The 21706-nt window shown below is 64.5% G+C and carries 13 protein-coding genes and 1 pseudogene; 6 read left to right on the top strand and 8 right to left on the bottom strand.

The window, feature by feature from the left end:
- Positions 1-117: 117 nt before the first annotated feature.
- The 5 genes from ACFOWB_RS25390 to ACFOWB_RS25370 form a co-directional block, all read right to left on the bottom strand.
- A complete protein-coding gene (locus tag ACFOWB_RS25390; protein ID WP_261402128.1) occupies positions 118-399 on the bottom strand; it encodes a LysR substrate-binding domain-containing protein in 282 nt (93 codons plus the stop codon).
- 18 nt (positions 400-417) lie between these two features.
- Positions 418-2664, bottom strand: coding sequence for a hypothetical protein (locus ACFOWB_RS25385; RefSeq protein WP_261402127.1), 2247 nt, complete (start codon positions 2662-2664; stop codon positions 418-420).
- Positions 2661-7016, bottom strand: a complete 4356-nt coding sequence (locus tag ACFOWB_RS25380; RefSeq protein WP_378150134.1) for a DEAD/DEAH box helicase family protein — start codon at positions 7014-7016, stop codon at positions 2661-2663. The genes ACFOWB_RS25385 and ACFOWB_RS25380 overlap by 4 nt, the downstream gene beginning before the upstream one ends.
- On the bottom strand, positions 7013-9319 hold the full coding sequence (locus tag ACFOWB_RS25375) for a hypothetical protein (protein WP_378150132.1): 2307 nt from the start codon (positions 9317-9319) through the stop codon (positions 7013-7015). The genes ACFOWB_RS25380 and ACFOWB_RS25375 overlap by 4 nt, the downstream gene beginning before the upstream one ends.
- A 436-nt stretch (positions 9320-9755) precedes the next feature.
- Entirely contained in the window at positions 9756-11273 is a 1518-nt protein-coding gene (locus ACFOWB_RS25370) for an HsdM family class I SAM-dependent methyltransferase (RefSeq protein ID WP_261402120.1), read from the bottom strand.
- 482 nt (positions 11274-11755) lie between these two features.
- Here ACFOWB_RS25370 and repB point away from each other — a divergent pair, with 482 nt between their 5' ends.
- The 5 genes and pseudogenes from repB to ACFOWB_RS25345 all read left to right on the top strand — a co-directional run bounded on the left by repB (position 11756) and on the right by ACFOWB_RS25345 (position 15791).
- Positions 11756-12553, top strand: coding sequence for a plasmid partitioning protein RepB (gene repB, locus ACFOWB_RS25365; RefSeq protein ID WP_261402119.1), 798 nt, complete (start codon positions 11756-11758; stop codon positions 12551-12553).
- A 97-nt stretch (positions 12554-12650) separates the two neighbouring features.
- Entirely contained in the window at positions 12651-13265 is a 615-nt protein-coding gene (locus ACFOWB_RS25360; protein ID WP_261402118.1) for a hypothetical protein, read from the top strand.
- Positions 13266-13331: 66 nt separating this feature from the next.
- Positions 13332-14240 (top strand): hypothetical protein, encoded by a 909-nt coding sequence (locus ACFOWB_RS25355; protein ID WP_378150128.1) that lies wholly within the window; start codon positions 13332-13334, stop codon positions 14238-14240.
- A 21-nt stretch (positions 14241-14261) separates the two neighbouring features.
- Positions 14262-14506 (top strand): annotated as a pseudogene (locus ACFOWB_RS25350) (transposase); the annotation flags it as partial.
- A gap of 127 nt (positions 14507-14633) precedes the next feature.
- Entirely contained in the window at positions 14634-15791 is a 1158-nt protein-coding gene (locus ACFOWB_RS25345) for a hypothetical protein (RefSeq protein WP_378150126.1), read from the top strand.
- Between the two features lie 44 nt (positions 15792-15835).
- On the opposite strand, the gene ACFOWB_RS25340 is transcribed toward ACFOWB_RS25345, so the two are convergent.
- A complete protein-coding gene (locus ACFOWB_RS25340; protein WP_378150124.1) occupies positions 15836-18073 on the bottom strand; it encodes a recombinase family protein in 2238 nt (745 codons plus the stop codon).
- A gap of 100 nt (positions 18074-18173) precedes the next feature.
- Here ACFOWB_RS25340 and ACFOWB_RS25335 point away from each other — a divergent pair, with 100 nt between their 5' ends.
- Positions 18174-18806, top strand: coding sequence for a hypothetical protein (locus ACFOWB_RS25335; RefSeq protein ID WP_378150122.1), 633 nt, complete (start codon positions 18174-18176; stop codon positions 18804-18806).
- Between the two features lie 431 nt (positions 18807-19237).
- Here the strand turns inward: ACFOWB_RS25335 and ACFOWB_RS25330 are convergent, their stop codons facing one another.
- Positions 19238-19486 (bottom strand): hypothetical protein, encoded by a 249-nt coding sequence (locus tag ACFOWB_RS25330; RefSeq protein ID WP_378150120.1) that lies wholly within the window; start codon positions 19484-19486, stop codon positions 19238-19240.
- 360 nt (positions 19487-19846) lie between these two features.
- Complete coding sequence (locus ACFOWB_RS25325; protein WP_378150118.1) at positions 19847-21430, bottom strand: hypothetical protein; 1584 nt, start codon at positions 21428-21430, stop codon at positions 19847-19849.
- Positions 21431-21706 lie beyond the last annotated feature (276 nt).

Raw genomic sequence — 21706 nt, 5'->3', positions numbered from 1 at the left:
GCAACGATATTTGGCTGTTTGCTGGACAACGCCCTCGGACTTCCCCTGAAAGCAAAGCCGGTTGTCGCTCCGTCTGTAAGCACGCTTCTATCGCCCGGTAGCTTAGGCAAGCGGCGGTCAGCTACATCCGGCTCCCGGCCCGCAAACGGCGTCCTCGAGCGAGCCAAGATGCGATCGCAACATCTCGACGAACGCTTTGACGCGGCGGGGCACCTGGCGACGGGATGGATAGACGGCCCACATGGTGCTGTCCCGGTCCTCCGCGTCCTCGAGACGGATGCGGATCAACTCACCCGACCCGAGTTGATCGACCACGTCCCAGTAGATGACCTGGATGATGCCGAGATCGGCCATGCAAGCCGAGATCACCGCGTCGAGATCAATCGGATCGCGAAGCATGCCTCGCGAGCATGCTTGTCAAACTCGAACGCGGTCCTCGAAGAAGCCGACGATCCAGGGGGCGTCGGATGCTTCCCAGGTCGGGGGTTGTCCGCCCGCCAGAGCCGCCCGCGACAACAGCTGGTTCGAGGCCACGCAGGTTATTTCGCTGACCATGATGCAACCCGGGCAAGCCCCGCCGCGAGAATCGCAGAGCGAGCCGGACCCGCAGCGCAGCAGCCGGGGATCGATCGCATGTCTCAGGAAGTCCTCTGAATGGTTGCGCCACATCGCGGAGATATTGCCGAGATCGGGCGTCATGCCTTTGCGGTAGAGAACAAAAGCCAGGTCGGCTGGAAACAGATGTTCGCCGAGACCGTCGGCGTCGAGACCGGACAGATCCGCCAGCGAGTGCATCAGCTGGTGGGAAAGGCTGTGCAGCAGCAGGTAGACATATGAGCCAAGGCTGCGAGGCGTTCCCCCGCGCTCGCGATCCTTGTAATGATCGAGAAACGGCCCGAAGTCCCGATAGGTCTCGATAAGACGCTGGCCGATGCGCACCCCGGCGGGGGGCGTGTCCGGCACCTGGTTCAGCTCGAGCCAGCGACGAACCCGTTCTTCGTCCAGCTTGAAATAGAGCGCTTCATTGCGTTGCTGGGTGACGTAGATGGGGTGCGTTCGCGTCCCCAAACCCGGTAGCGCATCGAACGCCTTTAACCGCACCGGCATCGCCACCGAGCGTCCCTGAGACTCGCGATTGTAGATCGGCCCGGCCGACACGCGCGAATAGCCAAAGCTGAACTCGCAAATCGGCAGGCCACGTATGAGCACCATCCGCTCGACACCCATCGTGTCGAGAAGCGGGCGGATCGTCGCGCGATAGCGCGCAAGCGCGTTGTCGTCGCCCGCCACGTCCGAAAGACGCGCGTCCGGCGTCATGACGTCGACGGCTTCGAAAACAGGAAGTCGAGACGAGATGTGCTCCTCGACGAAAGCTTCGTGCTGCAACGACAGGCGGATCGGATCGTAGCGCCGCGCCCAGGTCTCTCGCTCCAGCGACGCCCGGATCAGTTCGGGGCTTTGCGCCTGCCCCCGCTCCACAATCCCACGCTCGTACCAGGTCTCACGCAGCGCTGCGATATCGCGACCCCAGCGCGCGACCGCATCCGACGCTCCTCTCTCCCGCGCGCGCTGCTGTATCTCCCGAAGATCCTGGTGTTCGCTCCATTGCTCCGAGAGCCCGGCGGCGCGCAGCGCCTGCTCGATCTGCACGTCGCTCGGCTCGGAGAACGGAATGCCATAGATGCGGGCGATGACACGGACGAGGTCGGCGCGGCGATCCTCTGTCAGGAGATCGACCACGTCGCCGTTGCGAAACTCGATAAACGCGCCACGCTGTGGATAGAAGGCCGAGTTCGCCCGGTAGGAGACCGGGAGCATGTTCACTTCGATAAACTCGTACTGACGCCCGCCGGCCTGGCGATCGGCTTCGAGGGCTTCGAACGTGTCGGGGTCCTGCCTCTTCAGTTCCCGGGTCGCGCCGCAATCGTTGCAGGCGAAGCGCCATTCGGAAAATACCGGCGCCCTGTTCCGAAGCGAGAAGTTCCGGGCCCCACAGCCACAGACTTCGATCCGCTGGACCTGGCCGCTCGCGGCGTCGAAGCGAACGCCGCCTGGACTGAGCGGCTCGAGGCCGCCCGACCAGTGGACGTAGACGACGTCGACCTGAGTCCATCGTCCGTCATGGTCGCCGCATCGCCGCGGCAGAGGGCGGTCATCGAGCTCCTCGACGCAGGTGAACTCCCGGATGCGACCGCACACTCCGCATTGAAACACGAGCGGATATGGGACGTAGCCGACAACGCTTGGATCGGTGAGCTCGAAACCACGAGGGTCGACTTCCACGCGGTCGGTGCGAACGTTGAAGAAAGCTGGATCGAGGACCAAGGCCGGCCTGACTTCGCCGGCTGGTCGCACCGAGAGCGCCCGGGTCTGCCAATTCTCGGCGAACTCACGGATTCCATCGAATATCTGGCGTTGCGTCGTTGGCTCAAGCATGACCGGGCGGCGCATGGGAACGGACCGACAGATGCCCTTGCCGCCTTCCCAGGTCAGGAGGACGCCCGGAGCATAGGAGGTCGCCAACTGGGTGCGCGAGCGGGTCATCTTGGGAGGCTCGGCGTCCGGGTTCGCCTGAGCCTCGAACCCGGCGCGCATCCCGGCAGGACGACGGTTCCGCCAGCCGTCTTCACGCAGCGGCGGTCGACCAGTAGGCGAGCGGCTCACGGGTTGTCTCCATCTCGTTCGCCGTCTGTTTCCGCCCCGGCACCGCGTTGACTGCGGATCGACCGCATGACCCGGGCCAGAGCGCCCAGATCAACCCTCGTGCTCCTCGTCCGCGCTACCGGATCGTGGGTCGAGCCCACGATCAGCCCGACCTCGTCGACGTCGCGCAGAGAGGTCATCGGCTTTCGCAGGACGGCCGTCTGGTCGTTCCAGTAGTCGCGGAGCCGCCCCTCGGTCGCCTGGGCCTGCATGGCGCGCGAGAACTGGTCGGCGGACTGGTCGACGAGGATCCGATAAGGCTCAGCGTAGACCGGGCTTCCGACATGGTCGCGGCCCCGACCGTCAAAGCCGGTCGACCGCCGGATGAAGCCGCCGAGTTCGTCCAGAAAGGCGATCGGGTCGCGCCTTGCGTCAGACCTCAGACGCTGCACGAAATCGTACTGCCGCGCCGCGTCCTTGACGTTGTCTGGCTGGCGGACGAACTCCAGCGCTTCCTTCGTCATCGCCCAGGTCTGGATGAACGAGGCGAACACCCGCCGGATCGCATTCTCCGCCCAGCGCTCCACGGCGGGCGGCGCGATCATGCGCTCGAGGAAGCGATGGAAGATGTCGTGGGTTTCGACCACATAGCGGTCCCGCCGGCTTTGCGGCGTCGGCAGGAGGAAGACGAAGCCCACATGCGTTCGTCCCACACGGCTCGAGGCCTGGATGTATTCGGCGATGTCGGACGGCAGGCCTGCGAAGAACATGCTGTTGAAGCGGTCGACGTCGACGCCGTGACTGATTGCGGACGTCGCCACGATGTTTCGCACGAGGTCGTCGAGGGGCGGATACGCTCGCCCTTCGAAGCTCCGCTCCGCATCGCCCATTACGGTCTGGATGTCCTTCATGTCGACACCGCCGGATATGAGACGACTGTCGAAGCGCTCCAGCGAAATTCCGGCCGCTCGATGTCCGAGGCGGACTGCGGCGTCCAGGGCGTCCATGATCTGGTCGCCGCCCTTCTTGTTCGTCACGTAGGCCAGCGCGATCCGGTGAAGATCGATGACGGCGAGCACGTCCTCGCTTCGCTCCTGGCTGAGGCACCGGTCGATCGCAGCGCGTCGCCAGTCGCCGGCGCGGCCGGGGCTGATCGCTGACCGGATCCGCTCGACAGCCGCATGACGCGTTTCATCCGCAGCGAGTTCCGCCCAAAGACCGCTGATCAAGGTATGGAAGACACCCAGCACCTGTACCGACGTGACGGTGTGCGTGGCGTCGTTGGTCATCAGCGAGACGTAAAGCCTCATCCAGGGTGAGGTCGCCTCAGGCGCCTCCCAGGACCGTAGTTCCTGAGCTACCCGCAGACGGTCCGGGTTGGCTCCGGGAGGCGGAGTAGGCTCTGCGAAGAACGAGTGGTAGATGTCCGGGCCGGGATACGGGAACCGTAGCGCCCGCCGTTGATAGAGCACCTCGATCTGGCGATCCGGATCGGAGATCGTGGCGGTCGCCGCGATCACCTTAGGCATACGGGCTGGTCCCAGGCCGCTCTCGGCCCAGCCGCGCGAGAGCCCCAGCTCCACGCCCGCCGCCGTGGCGATCTGCTGGAAAACGTGCTCCAGCAACGTGTCGAAAAGCCCACTGAAGGTGCCGAGGCTTTCCTCCAGGAGATGGGCTTCGTCCTGGATGATGAGCGAGGGAAAGGGGTCGACGAAAACCCGCCGCCCGTTTCGGTAGGAGGGAAAAACCGGCTCGTATCCACCTCGATCCGGGCCGTCCCTGAGGTCTTCCGTCCTGCGCGGATTATGGAGATGTCCGGTTGGCCCTATCCAGCGGGCAAGGCCGAACATGCCCAGGACCTTGGCGATTGTGTCGGTGTGCTGTCCCAGCATGGCGAGCTTGTCGATCGTGCCGAGAAGGACCGAGGGCGCGCGCGCATAGATCGTGTCGTCTGTCAGCAGGAACGGGAGCGGCGTCAGGCGGCCATGAGCGCGGTTCCAGATGCAGGTGCGGTCAAAACAGATGATCGCAAGGCGCTCGGCCGTCGGCCCCTCGGCCTCGAAGCGCCGAAGCCCAGTCGATGACCCGCAGCAGGGGCAGTTCGGGACCTTGTCGTAGGCCGTCCGGAGATCGCGATAGCGCTGACCTCGTTCGCGCAGACGGTCTGTTTCGTTAGCGCCTTCTTCGAGGCGGGCGTCGTCCGGATGCTCGGCGTCATCGGCGAGCGGCACATCTGCGGGGATGGCCGAGTATCGATTGGGCGTGTTCGACGCGCCCACCCAGAAGCCGATTTCGAACGGCCAGCTCCCGATATTCTCCCTGCGACGGATGAGTTCGGCGTTCACCAGCAAACGAAGGAGACGTTGCGCCTGCTGGAGCGTCAGCAGCCGCAACGGATAGCGGATCAGAACTGAAACGCCGCGGCTTTTGCCACGCAGTCGATCGAGAAACAGCCCGAACAGCAGTGTTCCATAGAACGCCTCCGACTTACCGCCGCCCGTCGGGAAATAGAGGAGGCTGACGGTGTCCTCATCGAGCCGGGCGTCGTGGTAGCTGCGGTATTCCGGCATGCGGGAAGCAAGCGTGGGAATATGGGCGAGCACGAACGCCAGCTGAAACAGGCGCCACCCCCTGGTCGGATCGGAACCATCGCGCTCGAGGAAGGCGCGGTTCATCAACAGCCAGCCTTCATAGGGCGCGGCGCGTAAGCGAAGCTCGGCAGCCTCGGCTCCCGCAGGCGCGCTCGCCAGCCTCTGCGAGGCTTCCTGCGCCTCGATTAGGAGTTCGACTCCGCGCCTGGTAAATCCGGCCTCAGCGAGCTGACCTGCTTCGTCGACCGCCAACCGTTCGGACTCGATGTCTGCGTCCTCGGCCGAGAGCCCTTCCCTGACCTGACTGCTCAGGCTGCTGACGTTGTCCCGTACCCAGGCGACATAGGCCGCCGGCAGCGCAAGCAGGTCGCCGACGCAAAAACGCCGGTCGGCCAGTCGCGCGAATTCGGTCGGCACGTCCGCCCCACGCGGACGGATGCGCGGCTGGACGAAACGCGGAGCCCATGTCGTCGAGAGCGAGATGCTCTCCACCTCGCTCCGGGCCTCGACGCCGCAATTCAGTCCGATCGCGGGATACTGGAGGAAGTGGCGAAACCGATACGACGGCTCGACCCGATCGAGCTGAAGCGGAACATGGGCCGACCGGGGAAGGGTGACTTCGAGCGAGCAGCCGAACAAAGCATGGCATCGCTTCAGGGCTTGGCGAATGGGCGGCTCCTGCGCCCGATTGTCGAGAGTGAGCCTGTAGGAAGCGACGCTCGGGTCGAGGAAGTCCCGTTGCCGTTCTGCGGTGAAGGTCAGCTGCGTCAGATCAGGTGCGACGTCGGCTGGATTGATGTTCTGGCCGCGTACAGCGGCGAGAAAAGCGCCATAGGTCGCTTCGCTCTGCGCGTCGCCAGGACGGATGGCGACGTTGCGCCAGGTGCTTCTGCCTCCCTCTTCAGACCCGAGCCAGGCAGCAACGCTGGCGGCGGCCGCCAACCGCAGTTGCTCACCATAGGCTTCGACGCTCGCCGTGAAGGCCGCATCGTCAACGGCCAGCGGCATCGTCCCTTCCGGCAGCGCCAAGGGAACGCGGATCCATTTTCCGGGGAGAGGCGCTGGATCGATGTGCTCATAGGGAATGAGCCGCTGCGAACGCAGTAGAGCCGCTATCTGCGGGCGCGGCTCGGCGTCCTGTTCCGGTGGCGCAGCTTCAACGTCCGGGCCGTCTTGCGCCGGAACGGTCGCCTCGGCCTCCAGATCGCCTCGGACAAGCTCGATGCGATGGCGTCTGTAGGCCTCGATCCGCACCTGCTCTTGAATGGCCGCGCGTCGCCCGCGGATCCCCGCCCGGTCGGTCTCGCTCAGGTCACGCCAGGCAGGGCTTTGGAGCCCCTGCGCTGCAAACAGCTCCTGTCGACGCGTGCGGATGGTCTGGTCGATGTCGGCCTGTATCGCCGCCCTCAGCCGAAAATCGATCTCAAGGCCGTTACGCGGATCCTGCAGCTCCTGCCAGCTCGGAAGCGCCCTGACATAGACAGATGCGCGAGGCCTGACCGTCAGGTTTCCCTCGACGCCGGATCGCACAGTGAAGTCCAGCCCGATCGCCGCGATCCTGATGTCGGAGGTCTCGTCCTGCGGATTATCGCCGTCGTTGAAACGCGGCAGCAGCTGACCTGACACGATCGCGCGGCGCGGAGAGCGACCGAATATGACCCTGCCCTCGGCGTCGGCTCCCGAGACGCGGTCGACGACGAGGTTCGCCAGGGCGTCGCAGACCGCTTCCTTGACCTCCGGGTCGATCGCCCGCAGCTGCGCGGCGGAATAGCCGTCGCTCATCCTCGAAACTCCCGGCGATCGGTGACTCTGGCGACGAAGTGTTCGGCGGCGGAGCGCACAGCCTTGATGCCGGATAGCCGCTCGGGATGGGCGGCGTCGACGCCGTGAGGATCCACGAGGATGTTGCGGTAGGCGTCGTAGAGCGCCACTCCGACGCGCTGCCGTACCGAACGTTGCGCGATGACGGCCCAGGCCCAGAACCTGCGCGCGACGCCTTCGGACACGCCCAAAGCCGCCATGAAACGCAGGAATGTCTCGAGATCCCGCGGCGCGCGGGGCGTCACGTCGTGCAACGCCTTGCTGGTCTCGTCGTCCAGCGTGACCCAGTAGCGGATGTTGGCGAGCTCGACACGCGGCCCTCCCATCCTGTCCGCGAGAACGCGCTGCTTGGCGGCGCTGGTCGCGCCTTCCAGTCCGGCGAACCTCTCACGCACGAGGCTGTGGTAGGTCAGGATCTCTTCTGCCGCGACAGCCGAAATGTTGAGAAGCGGCCGCATCTTCTCGACGAACGCCTGCCCCATCACGCAGATCTCATCGCCGACGTCGACATTGGACGCCTCGATCTCGCCGTAGCTGACGAGCGAATGGCTCGGCAATTTCGAGACAAGTCGAGTTCGACGGCGAGCGATCAACCTGAGATCGTTCGAGAGCGTGAACTCCACGAGATCCCGCAGGGAGCGGGACGGTCCGGCGAGGTCCACGACCGAGCCTATGGGGACCTCGATGTCCTCGGGCGGCGTCTCGAGATTATCGAGCCTGATTGGAGCCCCGCCCAGCTGTGAAGAGGTTTCGAGCGTTTTCTGGGCGAGGCGTCTCAGCCTCGGTTGAAAGGGCTCGAACTCTTCGTATTGCGCCAGTCGCTGCGCGTCCCGGCTGACGGCGCGCATGGTGTCCAGATCCAGCAGGACAAGCATTTCCTTTGGAAGCCAGGGCTTCGTCATCCAACCCAGCAACTGAGCCCGCGTGGGTCCGACCAGGATCATCCTGTAGAACTGGTTGCGCTCCCCGTCCGGCAGGCTGGCGATGTCGAGCGCGCCTGGAACATCGGTGAAGTGGATCATCCCGCTTTCGATGCGTGGTTCGAGTTCCGGGATGCGCGAGACGAGATCGTCGTAAGCGACCTCCGCGATCAGGTCGCTCCGGAAGACAAACAGGCATTTCGAACTCGATCCGAGAAACCGCCGCGCCGCCGTTTCGACCAGCGACGACATTGGCGTCGTCCGCTCGACTTTTTCCTGGAGCGCGCGAGCGCCGGATATCGAAGCGTTGAGGTCTTCGAACGCGAGTTGCGACAAGGGGCTTCCCGGCTCGCTCAGTTCGGCGACCTGCGTCGTGATCCGGTAGGCCGCCACCTGCTCGGCCGCCACCGCTGACCCCATCTCCTCGCGTACGTACTCGCTGAAGGCGCCGAGCGACGCTGGCAGCGACGCCGCCCTGCGAAGCCTGCCGATCACCTGGCGCGCGGTCTCGGCTCCACGCAGATCATTGGCTTCGGTCGCCTTCGCCGCCAAAGCTCGAAGCCGCTCGACCTCGTTGACGAGGTCGCCGCCATAGCCTTCGACAAAGACGCGCTCGCATCCCCTCCATTGAGCCGGCGGCGTAGTCCCCGAAGCTGCGATGGCGCTGTGCGCAGCGAACACCACCTCCGACGGACAGGGGTCGCGCCTGACCCTGGGGCGCGACTTCGTTTCGATCGCGAGGGCGTCGAAGCGGACCGCGTCGAATGACCAGGGATCGTCGGTAAGAGCCAGGACCCCGATGCCGCGATATGCCGTCTCGATCCTGGTGGTGAGGTCTTTGACCCTCTGACGCCAGTTCAGGCCGAGCCTCATACGGCCAAGCCGGGTCAGGTCGAGAAGCAGCACGTCGAGCGGAAGGGTCGAGGCGGTCGCTCGCACGCCAGCCGCGTCGTCGGCCCGCAGCGAGAAACAGAAGTAGGGCGCGGCCTTGGGATCGTCGGCCAGACCGGTCCGGGTGTGATCGCCCAAGTCCGTCTTGGTGCGGACGTTCCAGAGCAGATGACCGTGGTTAGGAACAGGTCCCTGGAGCGGGCCGCTTGCGACCACTTCGTCGAGGCTGGGGTGGCGGAATTCGTCGTAGACCTTGCCGTCTCGCGCTCTGCCCGTGAGCGTCTTCACGCGCGACAGCGTCTGATGATAGTCCACCCAAGCCCCCTCGCCGGTCTGCCGAATGGCCCTGACGTGATGTTGGGTGTGACAGCGTTCGATCGTCGTCTTGTCGGCGTAGACGTCCTTGAGCGGTCGGTGGATCGTGTTCGCTGCAGGATAGAGCAGCGCCCGCATGCCGATCGGAGTGGACAGCGCCCGAAATCGCCTTCCGTCGTGGACGACCTCGATCGGAGTCGAAGCCAGGCTGTCGGCCAGACATGTCAGGACCGCGCCGGCCGCCAGCGAAAACTCCGCAGCAGGCCAGAACATCACGGTGCGACGGCCGCCTTCGCTCGCCGCTCTGGCGATGAGCGAAACGAGCTTGCGATAGGCGACCGCGACTTCCAGCGGCTGCTGCGCTCCGACCTGATGCAGCGGGAGCCGGCCAAGCGCGTCGAGATAGAGATCGACATCCCTGCTCGGGCGCGGCGGCAGCATCACTGCGGCCGTTCGCTTGGCGGCGGTCTCCGCCATCTGCCGGGCGAGCTGGCTTTTCAGGTCGGCCGACGCCTGCTGGCGGTCGCGGCGCTCCTGCAGCCCGACGCGCTTGTCGCGCCTGCGGTCATCCCAATCACGCGACATGGCGATCCGCGGTTTGAGGGATTGATCCCTCGTAGGCCAGGACTGCTGCTCGTTCCGGATCGGCATGCAGCTTCTTCGCCGCAAGCAGACGATCTGGCGAAGGCAGATCCAGCATCCTCAGCAGTTGCACCGAGATGGCCGACGTTCCGGACAGGGCGCGGTAGCGCGCGTCGGCCGCAGCGGTGTTGAGGAGTTCGCAGACGAGGGCCACGTCGCTCTGTCGCTCGCCGATCAGAACGATGGTGTGGTTTTCCGAAACGAAGCCGCCCCATCGCGCATAGACGGCCGGATCGACCACCGCCGCCACAAGACGCCGAGGCTGCTTGTTGTTGGTCGTTCGCTGGAGCACGGCCGCCGGCTGACGAACGATCGACGGCGAATGCGCCGAAAACGATACGAAGTTCGTTCCCTTGCCGGTCTTGCCCAATGGCTGACAGAGGCTGCCCGGCTTTACGTTCTTGGCCCAAATCAGCGGATAAGCGTCCGCCTCACCCGACTCCCGGAGTCGTTCGCCCTCGCGATTCCAGACGAAGTAGCCCGCCCTCGCCATAACGCCGTAGTCGGCGATGGTCGCCCCGCCCCGCGGCATCAGGTTCAGGGTCGGGCATGGCCAGGGATCTTCGCGATCCTGGGGAAGCGCGTAGGCGCCGATATCGGTGACGCCGGCCGAGGCGCTGATGGCGCAGAACCGCGTGTCGGATTGTTGGAGATCGCCGGCCTTCTGCAGCAGCAATACGCTGACGTCCTGAGCCACATCGGCGAAGACCTCGTCGCGAGGGCCGACATCGGCGACGCACAGCACCTGCGCCTCATCTCGCAGAAAGCCGCGAAGCTTCGTGTAGAGGGGGCCGGTTCGAAAGCTCGACGGAATGACCAGCGCCGTCAGCGATCCGGGCTTTGCGGCCCGCAGGCACAATTCTACAAACAGGGCGTATTTGTTGATGTTGCCGCTGTGGGCGACCTTCTTCCAATGTTCGCCAAGCAGCGCAGCCGGCCTGACGCGGCCGTAAGGCGGGTTGGCGATCACCAGGTCGAATTTGGGTTCCCAGTCGCGGCGCAATGCGTCGCCGACCGAAACGTCGATCGAGGCGCGCGCTCCAAGGCCGAGACGTTCAGCAATCAGCGCGCGCGAAATTTCGGCCAGGCCTGGGTCGATCTCCACGCCAGAAAGCCGCGTCATGACATCGTTCGGATCGGAGCCGTAGGACGTCATTCGCGCCGCGACCGTCGACAAAAACGCCGCGCCGCCGGCGGCTGGATCGAGGACCGCCCCAGACTTCAGGTCGAAACCGTATTCCACGGCCAGGTTGAGAACCGCCGACGCAAGATAGGGCGGAGTGAAATAGGCCGCCTGCTCGCGTCGTAGCTCCGCCGGGAGCAGGAGCGTGTAGAAAACACCCGCCCAGTAGTGGCGCTCGTCGATCGCCAGCGTCGAGAGAGTGCGGGCAAGCCCCGAAAACTCGTCGGTCCCTGCCCGAGCCCGAAGGAGATCGCGAACGAGAGCCACCCGCGCCGCGTCGGTTCTGCAAGAAGGCTCTACCTCCTTTGCAGCCCGTCTCGCATGCGCAAGGATCGCCCGTCCACCGTCTCGCCAGGTCACCATTCTGATCACGCTCTGCAAAATCATCGCCCGGCGCCGAACGCTACGCAACTACCCCGAGCGTCATTTTCCGGGGGCAATCCGTTCACGTCGTAGAGCGAAGCCTAGCCAGAACCCCGGCAAGGCACGAGGACGCTGAGGGTCAGGATCGATCCGCGGGAGCGTCGCCGAGTTGCAGCGTCTCGGAGTCGGCGAACTCCTTGCTGGAACCGAAACGGAAAAGCGACAGTCGCTACGGTAGGATGCCAGAGTTGGGAGCTCCCAACAGTTGGGAGCTCCCAACTGCGAAGGCGCGCGATAGGACCGGGTCGATGGCAGCAGATCCCCGAGCACACGCTTCGAAGGCACCGGCGCGCTCGCCAAAGCCTGCAAAGCTGCCGACGCCGCCAATGGCGGAGGTGATCGAACTCGCTCCCGAAGTCATCGATCCCTCATTCGTGTCGGATAGGCTGACGCTCGATCAGGATCTCGACTTCGTCGAGTTCATTCGACAGAACGGCCAGCAGGCTCCGATCCTCGTTCGGCCCCATCCAGAGCACTCGGGACGATTTCAGGCGGTCTACGGCCACCGTCGGCTAGCTGCGGCGTCGGCGCTCGGGACGAAGGTCAGTGCGATCGTGCGAACCCTGTCCGACGTCGAACTGGTCGTCGCTCAAGGTCAGGAGAACGCCGCCCGCAAGGATCTGTCTTTCATCGAGCGCGCCCTGTTCGCGATGCGGCTCGAACAACGAGGGTTCGATCGACAGACGATCATGAGCGCCCTGATCGTCGACAAAGCCGACCTCTCCCGACTGATTTCGATCGCCTCGCGGGCGCCGAGAGAGCTGCTTGAAGCGATCGGGCCCGCTCCGAAAGCCGGTCGTCAACGTTGGGAGGCGCTCATCGCCTGCCTCGAAGCGCCTGACGGTCTCAAGAAAGCTCGCTCTTTCGCCAAGTCGAAAATGTTCCAGACGCTCTACAGCGACGAGCGATTTTCAGAGCTCCTCGAACGCCTTCAGCCAGTTCGACTAGGCGTGGCTGGAGCGACCGACATTGTGGTGGACGACGACCCCATCGGATCGATCAAAGCAACGAAGAGCGCCACGACATTTCGGTTCGAGACTGCGGCTGCCCCGGAATTCGCCGCCTATCTCGCGGACCAGCTCGGCGACATCTATCGGAACTGGAAAAAGACGCATTCAGCCTGACCGTCGCGTTCTCTATTGGAAACGGGACAAGGTCCTTGATTAAGCCAAGGTTCATCCCGGAACGTCTCGGCTGACGACGGCATGCTTAGGGGGCTCTGTGGGACTGGAGCGATGGGACGCCTGCCGGGCGAAATGGGTACTCTACCAAACGCAGGAGCGACACAGCGAAGACTGCGCTCGCTTCCCATATGAAGCCCTGCCACGGCGCATCTTCCTCGATACGAACGTCGTCAACCTGCTCGTTCGCTACAGCGATCAGGTGTTCGAGCAAGCGCCGATCGATGACACGCTCGACACGACCAAGCGCCACGATGTCGAAGCCTTAATGCACGTATTCCAGACCGGGGCTCGCGCAGACTGGAGCATTCTGGCATCACGGAAGGTGCTGGATGAGATCGTGAAGACCCCTGATGAGGAGTTCAAGGCGGATCTGACCGATTACGCGATCGAACTCGTCAGCCCTCTCAATGACGGCTTCGCGGACCGCCTCGGTCGATCTCTCGTCGAAACACGGCTACTGTCGGCTTTTCCAGGCGAGCATGATCGCGAACTCATCGGAAACGCGATTGGCTTCAATTGCGATGTCTTCTGCACATGCGACCAGCGGACGATCATCCGGAAGCGCCATCTTGCGAACAACCTTCCGATCCGGTTTCTGACGCCCATCGAGTGGTGGTGGCACGTGAAGCCATGGGCAGGCCTATGGCTTTGATCGCATCCCAGTATCCAACCCGCCGCACAGAGTGCGGCCTTCTGGTAGCGTGTGAAGGTAGGTCAGATGGCGCCGTGGGAGCCGTTCGGAAGCAGCTTCAAGGCCGAGGACGACCTTAACTGGCCGGTGCTCTCGCAGGTCTACCACACCACCCATCGTCTCTCCGCTACAAGGATCATCGAGGACGGCAGGGTCAAACGGGGCCTGGTTTATGATGAGAGCGAACTGAATAAAACGCGCACCACCGTGTCTTGGGTGTCTCCCAATCATTGGCGCGATGGCTACCGGTATGGTTCCGTGCGTTTCGGTTTCAATTGGAGCCTGTTCGCTGACCAGTCGCATTTTTATTGGGTCGAGTGCATCGAATATAGTCCGCCAGCGTGTCGCTTCTTGATCACCGAACGTGACCTTTCGAGTGAGCTGCCTGCTCTCACCAGATATGATCCGATGTCGCATCTCGGACCGTTGCTGTTCGACGGCGTCGATTGGCGCCGAAACCGCGCCATCGCGCTCGAGCTCATGATCGACGACGACATAGCGCTCAGCCACTGCACGGGGATTGATTTGGTCACGCACCATCCTCAACAATGCAACGAAAGGAACCCGAACTGCCCGGAAAGACGAAATGGTGAGCACGATACAGGCGCGCGCCTTGTCGCGGCTTTGCTCGGCCGCGAGCTAACAAACGCAAATCACTGCCTGAAATCCGACGAGCCAGAAAGCATTGGTCTAACGGTCCAGGGAGCACTCGGTTTGCTCTCGCTGAAGCTCCGGCCGAAGGACGGTGAAAAAGGAGTGATCTCCGACATCGATCACGCTCAGGCGATCGTCACCGCCGCTTTCAATCAATATGGCTCCGATCATATCGAGTCGGCCAAGACGCTATGCCGGACGCTTCAAGACGGAGCGCTATTCGACGAGGCGATGAAGCGCATCGTGAGGCGCCACTTTCACCTTCCTCATTTCAATTTCTGAAAGGGCATGGACGAGATCGAGGCCTCCGGCACGATCGAGGTCGACGGTGCCTATTTCGGCGGCCACGTGAAGCCCGCGAGCGCCTGCTGGGAGAACCGGCGCGACCGCCGGCTGGCGAAGAACCAGAACGGCGAACGACGGTGGTCGTCATCATGCGCGAGCGTGGCGGCCGCACCCTGCCGTTCGTGGTCGAGCGCGAGGCGCAGTCCGTCTGGACGCTTGAGCGCCGGATCAAGCCCGGCAGCACGGTCCACGCCGACGAGGCGTTCCGTAACGCCTCCGACCCTTTCTGCAATCCCTGTTTCAATGATCTGTTCCCACAACGCTCAGGCCCAAAGCTATCGGCTGGCGAACCTCTAATTCCTGATCGGTTTGTGGTGTCGACGATCTCGGATGACCCTCGTCGTACGACGAGGGTCATCCGAGATCGTCGACGCCCATCAAGCCAGACCCCCTCTTGAATCAACGGTTAGACGGGACTATCTTGCCTGGCTGCGGCGAGCCAAAACGCTTGCCGCTGTGATTTTCGCTGGGAGTCAGGCCCTGGACAGCATTCTGTCGAATGAGGGATTGGCCTATTCCACGCGGGCTGCAAAGCGCGCCTATCGCGATGGTGTAATTCCTCAAAACTTGGTGCTTGAGCAACGTTGGGTCGAACTGGCGGAGCGTTCGTGCGACCAAATCGAGGCCCAGCCGTTCGGCAAGCGTGGCGGCAAGACGAAGGATCTCGCCGAGGTTCTCGAGGTCAGCCCAGCCTATCTGCGCAGGGCGATCTCGGCTCATAAATTTGCGGCCACAGATCCCTTTCCCAAGGTTGTGGTGTCCACCTTGCCCCTCCCGGTCGTCGAGGAGCTTCGGACGTGGCGTGAGTTCAACCGTGGACGCGCGACCGCGGCGGCTCGCTTGTTCGCACGCGGCAAGATGACGGTCGAGAAGCTGATCGAACGGTCTCGCGCCGCCCGCGCCGGGCGTACGAAGCCGTCGCTGGCCCATCGGACGACACGGCCGTTCAGAATGGCGGTGCGGGACCACATCCTGCGCGAGATGCCTCAATTCGAGGAGCTCGAGCGCTTCAGCGAGCTGACCGGCGCCCACATCACGCTGCAAAGCCGGGACGGGCTGCAGCGGCTGGCTATCGTGGCGACCGGCCCGTTCTCCGACATCGATATCGAACTCGCCAAGTGCCGGGACGCGCTCCTGACGGCGCTTGGGCTGCTGTTCTCGCACGATATAGTCTCGCTGGCCTGCTCGTCCAAGGAGGCGGAGAGGCATGCTCGCGCCATGCTCAAGTCGATGCCGTTGGCGAGAGAGATGGAAGCGCTCGGCCGGCCTCTCGAGAAGCGACTGAGCATTTGGGCGTACGACGCCAAAAAGCACGGCGGGCCGTTCGACCAGCGCTCGGCGGCGGAGCAGGCACGAAGCATGCTCGGCCGTAAAGCGCCTGCCGCGCGAGCCAAGTCAGCGCACGGGTCCGCCAACCGATCGCCGCAGCCCGATGGCGCGTGTCAGGCGAAAGCGACAGAGCGGTCGGCACGAAAAAGGGCGGGATGATCATCCCGCCCTTCTCATATGTCGACCTCGACTGACGTGTTGCGTCAGTCGTCGTCGCCCGCGGCGGCGAGAGCCCAGACGTCGCGCTCGTCGACCTCGGAATCGCCGTCGCACGGCTCGGGCGTCTGCATTCCCGGAGCGTCGCAAACGAAGGGCGCAACATCGCCCTGATCGTTTGAGAACGCGTGCGAGCCGTCGTGAGACCGCCATTCGGGGGCGTCCCATTCGGGGAGCCAGGTCATGATCGGCAGCTTGTGGCGGTCGGGCATGAGCTCTCCCTCGATGCGGGGAAGGCCTGCGATGTCGAGTGCGAGCAGCGCATCGCGCAGCTGTTCGACCCCGCCCGACGCAGCAAGCCTCTCGAAGCCGCCACGCAGCTGGTGGATGCCGCCGCTGCGGCTGCGACGACCCTCGGCTTCGACGAGGTCGTCAAGGGCGGTGGCGGCAAGCCCGGTCAGCGCGCATGCCAGGACCCCGCGTATGAAGTTGATCCGGGTCTCCACCGGCCAGCTCTTCGGCAAGGTCGTCAGGACCGGGGCCGCCTCGACGAGCCGCAGGTAGTCCTGACGGCTGAGGCTGAGCCAGCCGGCTTCGAGAGCGGCGCGCACACGGGTCAGGAACTCATCCCCGGAATCGCGCAGGATCCGCCGGTAGATACGGCGATACTCAACCACCGTCTCCTGGGGCGCCGCCCCCATCAAGTCGGCGCCGCCGTCGGGCGCGAGCTCGATGCGCAGGTCGTAGGCCCCGTTCTCGCGATCGAACGAAACCCTGACCCCGACGAGCACCGAGCGCAGCGCATGCGCCAGCTCGAACGCGGCCTGCGAGCTGAGGCTCGAGCCTTCCTCGCGGAAGCGCGTGAAACGCTCGGCGAGCGTCTCGCGGTTCTCGTCGGCGGCGAGCAAGGCCTTCTCGCGGAGCCTGAGCTGATTGATGAGGTCGCGGATCTCCGTGACCTTCTCCTCGAGCTCGATGCGCTTGCGGATGCGGCGATCTTCGCTCGCTCCGATCATCCAGCCGTCTTCGAACGACGCGTCGGCCTTCGCCTCGGCGGACTGAAGCTGCAGCGACAACGAGATCTTCTCCTTGCCGAGGGCGCGGCGCTCCCTTTCGCGACGGGCGGCGCGCTCGGCGTCGAACAGTTCGCTCGCCTCGTCGGTCAGCAGCCTGCGTTCGATGCAGTCCAGCACCGCGCCACGCACGATACCTTCCTCGAGCCCGTGGCCCGCTATGAACAGCCCGTCCCCACCCCTGCACTCCAGGCTGCGGCGATAAGCCGGGCCGCTCTGGCGGGTCTTGGCATACATATGGCGGTCACACGCGTCGCATGTCACGCGACGGTCCAGGAAATGAGCGGTGTACTGGACGCGCGGGGCGTTTTTGACCTTGCGCTCCCTGGCGCGTTGGCTCAGGCGCCAGGCGACGGCGGCGAACTGCTTGGCCGAAATGATCGCCAGCTGTTCGAACTCGACGACAAGCGTGGGACGAGCGCCGGCGGTGGTACGGTAGCCTTTCCGGCCGAACAGGTAGACGCCCGAGAAGATCGGGTTGCACAACATTTTGCGGATCGTCGTCGATCGCCAGGGATGACCCTTGCGGGTGCGCAAGCCCTGCTGGTTCATAACGATCGCGATATAGTGGTGGCTGACGCCGGTTTCGGCCATATCGAACATTTTGCGGATATGGCCGGCCTCCTCCTCGTTGATCTGCCAGAGGCCCTTCTCGGCGCCGGGATCATAGCCATAGCCGAGATAGGGAATGCGGCGGCCATGATTGATGGACACGCGCAACCCGGCGGACAGGCGGGAAACCGTCCTAAGGCGATCCTCGGCGGCGATGGCGCCGTAGAGATTGGCCGTCGTGCCATCGGCGATATGACCTTTAGACACGGTCCAGAGCTGCCCGCCGAGGTCGTTGACCTTGTCGAACAGGTTCGGGAAGATCGAATGCTTGCGGGCGAAGCGATCGCAATCCTCGCCGATCAGGACGTCAGCGTGCTTGTCGGCGAGCATGACGAGCCCCTCATCGAGACCCGGACGCTTCTCGAGCGTCCCGCTGGTGGCGATGTCTGAAACGATCGCCACCACGGTCATGCCATGCGCGGCCGCGTATTGGCGGATGAGCTCAGCCTGACGCACCAGCGAGTTCGGCGACTGGCCGCGAGTCGAGTATCGCAGGTAACCGACGGCGCGTTTGAACTGCCTCTTCTTCTCTTCCTCCGTGAGCGCCGTCACCACGAGGTCTGACCACGGCTTTTCGACGCTCTCGAGCAGGGCGATCATCTCGCCGTCGCCGGACGCGCCCGTGTCGGTCTCGGGGCCCTTCGTGGGCTTGTTGCGGCCGACGCGGCTCTTCGCCCCCTTGGCGCGATCGAGCTTCGACTTGGGGGCGGAGCCCTCCTCGCCCGCCGGCTCTTCGCTCGAGGGCGACCAGGTCGAAACCGGATTGATCGACACGGAGGTGACGGCCTCGTTGAGCTTCACCGCTTTGGGCGACGCGGCTTTGCCGCGCTTGGCCTCCGGGGCCGGCGCGGGCACGACCTCGGCCGTGACGACCGGCGCAGCCGCCGCCTTGGGCGATGCGGCCTTGCCGCGCTTGGCCTTCGGGGCCGGCGCGGGCACGACCTCGGTCGGGATGACCGGCGCGGCCGCCGCCGTGGACGACACGGCCTTGCCGCGCTTCGCCTTCGGGGCCGCCACGGCCTCGACCTCGGCCGGGATGACCGGCGCAGCCGCCGCCTTGGGCGACGCGGCCTTGGCGCGCTTGGCCTTCTGGGCCGGCGCGGGCACGACCTCTTCCGTGACGACCGGCGCGGCCGCCGCCTTGGGCGATACGGCCTTGCCGCGCTTGGCCTTCGGGGCCGGCGACGCGGACACGGCCTCGGCCGGGGCGGCCTTACGCGCGGCGCGGCCGATCTTGGCGGTCGCGCCCTTGGCGCGGGCGATCCTGGAGGTCTCGGCCTCGGTGGTGATGGTGGTCTTGCTGTTGGACATTCTGGGCCTCATGGCTGGTTGAAAAGGACACGTCGGCGTTGCGCCGATCGCGAGCGCTCTCACCCGCAGCGGGCGAGCAGATGCTGAAGGATCGCGGGCGATCAGCTGCCGGCTGCGCCGGCGCTGCTCGCGTTCGAACTCGTATGAAGGGCGACGCGGCGGCTCGGGGCCGGAGCGTCTCGAAAGCGCGCTAGAAGTCGCGCACGGGCACGCAGCGCATCATGAGACGCGGCGGCGAAAAGGACTTGATGGCGATCGGCACGACGTCATCGCGCATTGCGACGTTCTCGAACAATCGGTCCTCGGACGGTTGAGGTGCGAAGAGCGCCGGGATCCCCGGCGGCCGATGTGAAGAAACGCACACGACGATTGGCGGACCGGCGTCTTGCGCCGGTCCGCTGAAGTCAGTTTCGACGCGCAGCGCCTCAGAAAGCGCTGCGCCGGACAGTCAGATTACGAGGCCAGGTGCTCCAGCACGAGCTCCTCGTACGGCTCGACGGGGTCCCCGCAGACGGCGCAGCGGCAGGCGCTGCAGAGCTCCGGGCCGATCTCGCCGCCGATGAGGCTGACCAGCCTGGTCAGCTCCATGCGCGGGGCCGTGGCGCCGACGGGGTGGGCGCCCTGCGCGCGGGCGTCGTCCTTGTCGGGCGAGGCCTGAACGGGCTTGGGCGCGAACGGCACGACGTTGTGGTTGTTGGCCAAGGTCACCTCTTTCCGGTTGGCGGGTCGAAGCATCGGCAGAGGCTGCGCGTGCACATCCCCAGCCTGACCAACCCACATGTAGCACATGGGTGGAAATTGCACAACACCTAATTTCCGAGTTTTCCGAGCGCTACGACAATCCTCCTTAACCCGTTTGGAATCTCGGCATTATTGCCCTTTTTGTCCGCGTTGTGCAGATCTCTATCGATCATTTTTTTCAATACGATCCTGCTTTGGTCCACGGATGCGGGCCTGGCGGCAGGCTGTTTGCGGTTGGACAACTGGTTCGCTCCTGAAGAGCGACGGCGCCGGTTTCGGCGCCCGGGCGCGCGACGGGTTCGTCGCGCGGATCAGCTGGGCTTACGCGATCGCGCGCCCGATTTCCTGAACGCGGTCGGCTTCTGCGACGAGCGCCTCATCGAGCGCTGCGGTCCACAGCTCGACGCCCTTCGTCTTGAGCTCAATGCGTTGGCTCGTGAAGTAGTGCCGGGACGTGGTCCTCGCCATCTGCTCCTCGGCGCTCTCCTCCACGAACTGTTTGTGGTTATCGCCCTGCGCATGCGCCAGGACGGCCGACGCCGCCCCGCCGAGGCCCCGCTCAGACAGAAAGTTCGTGAACCCCCTTCGAGCGTCGTGCGGGGTAAAATCGGTCTGCTCGTCGGGGTGCGACTTCAATTCTCGCAAGTAGGTTTCCAGCAGGTCGATCGGCTTGCGCTTGCGCGGTGGGCGCGGCTTTGGCCCAGGCTTGCCCTCATAATACGTCTTGGGCGCCGGTCGGCGGTCGTCCGCATCGCCTCGAAGCTGCCTGAACAGTCCGTTGAGCCCTGCGGCGGCTCGTGGGCCGGCGCCGCGGTGCCCGGGGAAGACGAACTGGCTCTTGGACTGCGGATCGACTTCAGCCCACATATGCTCGATCGCCCGGACCATGGACGGCGCCACAGGGACGGCGTGCGCGAGCGTCTTTCCTTTGAGGCCCTTCATCTGAGCCCCGGGAAAATGCGCAATGCGCCAGTCGGCTCGGCCTGGATAGGCGAGCAGATTTTCTCGACGCAGTTTTGCCGCCGCGCCGGTCCGTTGCGCTGTGCTGAAAACGAACAGCAGCAGCGTCTGCAAGGTGAGCGAGGCCACGACGACGCCATCTTCGCGCGCCGCATGCTGCTTTACGATCAGGAGCGTCCGGGCGAGTTCGACGGGCTCCGGCGCGCGGCGGCGAGGATTGTTTTCGGCCTCGACGGTCACGGCGCGCCAGATCGGATCGCGACCGAGCAATCCGCACACATCCGCTTCGTTGGCCAGCCCATGATCGAACATGCCGACCATGTAGCGAACAAGGACAACGGCGCGACTTCCCCCTTTTTCCCCAGTGGGGACGAGAGCCCGCCTTATGGCGAACAGATCCGCGTGACCGACGTCGCACACCTTCTTGTTGCGGATCGGGTCGAACACCGGATCGTCGAAAAGCCGAGGAAATCTCGTCGCCCATCGCCCGTCCTTGAAAACGTTCTTGACCTTGTAGTCGACGAAACTCTTGCTGAGCTCCGCGACGGTCCAGATCGCATCGGACGAGATCGCGCCGCTTTTGCCGGAGGAGACCCGGAGCGCTTCGATGTGGGCCGCGTCGTGGCCGTCGCCGGCCTCGAACCTTTCGGTGTAGACGCGGACATAGGCGTTATGGTCCCGCCCGCTGCGCAGCGCTTGCCTGCATTCGTGCGCCAGGTGTCGGGCGACGTGGCCCGGAGTGATCCCGACCTCACCGAGCTTGGGCGTAGCGGTCTCCGTGCGCAGCCGGTAGGTTCCGCCACGGGTCGAGAAGCGGATCGAGAAACCGCCGGCCTCGCGCCATTCGAGGCCTGGCGTCTGCAGCCCTTGGCGGACCAGGTCTTCGGCCTTTACGATTTTCGCCGGGGTCAGAGCGAAGGGCGTCTTCCGCGGTTTGCGCGACATGGCGTTACCAGCCCGTGACCAGTTTCGCGCTTCCTCTTTTGAGGATTTGCGATGGAGTGAAATGAGGAGCTGGCGCCCCCGCAGCCGACAGTGGCCTGAAACGTTTAAGGAATTGGAGGTTTGAGATCCTTCTGGGAATAAAGGCGAAGGGAAGTTCCCAAGCTGCATACGAGGGTTCGATTCCCTTCGCCCGCTCCAAAAAACCCCTCAAAAATCTTGGCCGGCCCCCATCGAGTGGTCCGGTTGGAATGTTAGTTCATGAGCGGCGCTGACGCG

Source organism: Chenggangzhangella methanolivorans, from assembly GCF_042648545.1.
Lineage (GTDB): Bacteria > Pseudomonadota > Alphaproteobacteria > Rhizobiales > Methylopilaceae > Methylopila > Methylopila methanolivorans.
Note: the sequence above shows the minus strand (reverse complement) of the source record. Positions and strands in the feature narration are given on the sequence as shown.